The 1,439-nt window shown below is 39.9% G+C and carries 2 protein-coding genes; one reads left to right on the top strand and one right to left on the bottom strand.

The genetic code is table 11. The features are described from left to right. Positions 1-74: 74 nt before the first annotated feature. The gene (gene tnpA / locus A1019T_RS00510; RefSeq protein ID WP_077449948.1) at positions 75-485 is read right to left on the bottom strand and encodes an IS200/IS605 family transposase; all 411 of its coding nucleotides are present in this window, start codon (positions 483-485) and stop codon (positions 75-77) included. A gap of 49 nt (positions 486-534) precedes the next feature. Here tnpA and A1019T_RS00505 point away from each other — a divergent pair. Further along, the coding region (locus A1019T_RS00505) for an RNA-guided endonuclease InsQ/TnpB family protein (RefSeq protein ID WP_077449947.1) at positions 535-1,439 on the top strand (905 nt) is incomplete at its 3' end.

The following is a 1,439-nucleotide window of genomic DNA, read 5'->3' as shown; positions in this document are numbered from 1 at the left end:
TTGCCGTAAAACCACCCACTTCAGGGGGTGGATATAAGGCAACTCCGTAGTTATGCTTACGCAAAGAAAGCTGTTTAGTGTGGCGTATTTTGCTGTTCAATATACTGGCGGATAATCTCAATTGGAGCACCGCCACAGCTACCTGCAAAGTAACTAGGTGACCACAACGCACTGCCCCATAACTGCTTAGAGATAGATGGATATTGCTTTTTGCGAATAAGTCGACTAGAAACGCCTTTCAAACTATTAACCAAACTTGAGATAGCCACCTTAGGGGGATAAGTCACCAGCAAGTGCACATGGTCATCTTTACCATCAAACTCCACAAGCTCGGCTTCAAACTTTTTGCACACATCATCAAAGATAGCCTCAAGGTCATCAAGAACTTGTTTGGTGAAAACTGCTCGTCGATACTTAGCGACAAAGACCAAATGTACATGCAAATTAAAAACAACGTGTCTACCACGTCTTAAGTCGTTTTCCATTGATTAGACCAATATTGAATAAAAGGTAATATCAGTATAAACTAACCCTATGAAAACACTCAAACTACGCATCAAAGACAAACACGTAAGCCAACTAAACAAAATAGCTGGTAGTATCAACTATGCGTGGAACTATGTTAATGACTTGAGTTACAAACATCTACAAAAGGCTGGTAAATTCTTTTCAGCCTACGACCTTAACGAATACACCAAAGGCAGTGGCGAACTATTAGGCTTACACTCACAAACCCTACAAGCCATCAACGAGACTCACGCCAAATCTCGCAAACAATTCAAAAAAGCCAAACTTAACTGGCGTACTAATAGAGCTGATGCCAAGCGTAAATCACTGGGCTGGATACCTTTTAAAAAGTCTGCTATCAAATACCTAAGCACAAGACAAACGGGAAAGAAAGCACTTAAATCAACCATACAGCTATCCCTATCTAAAGGTCAAAAGCTTATCATAGATGTATTCGATAGCTACAACCTAAGCCTATATCAAATTAACACGCTTGAGATAGTACAAGACAGTCGTAGTCGTTGGTATGCGTGTATCACCGTTAAAGACTTTCCTAAGCAAGCAAGCGGTATGGGCAGCGTTGGTATTGACTTAGGCTTAAAGGAATCTGCTACCACATCAAACGGTGACAAGCTGACAACCAAACAAACGCAAAAGTGGGCTAAAAAGCTTGCTATCGCTCAACGTGCTAACAATAAAAAACTTGTTAAAGCAATCCACGCCAAAATCAAAAACACAAGATTAGACTTAATTCATAAATTCACCACCAAGCTTGTTAAAGATAACAGCTTAATTATGGTTGGTGAAGTTAAATCTCGCTCATTTACAACTAAAAAAACCAATCTAGCTAAATCAACATACGATGCAGGATGGTTTGAACTCAAAAGACAACTGGACTATAAGTGCAAGTATGCAGGTTGTCAGCTTGAGAT

The sequence above is a fragment of the Psychrobacter piechaudii genome (assembly GCF_900162825.1).
Taxonomy (GTDB): Bacteria; Pseudomonadota; Gammaproteobacteria; order Pseudomonadales; family Moraxellaceae; genus Psychrobacter; species Psychrobacter piechaudii.
The sequence above is the reverse complement of the archived record's forward strand: the minus strand, read 5'-3'. Positions and strand labels throughout refer to the sequence as shown.

Excerpts from the sequence above, each read along its gene's own strand:
- tnpA (WP_077449948.1), bottom strand. The coding sequence starts at position 485 with ATGGAAAACGACTTAAGACGTGGTAGACACGTTGTTTTTAATTTGCAT.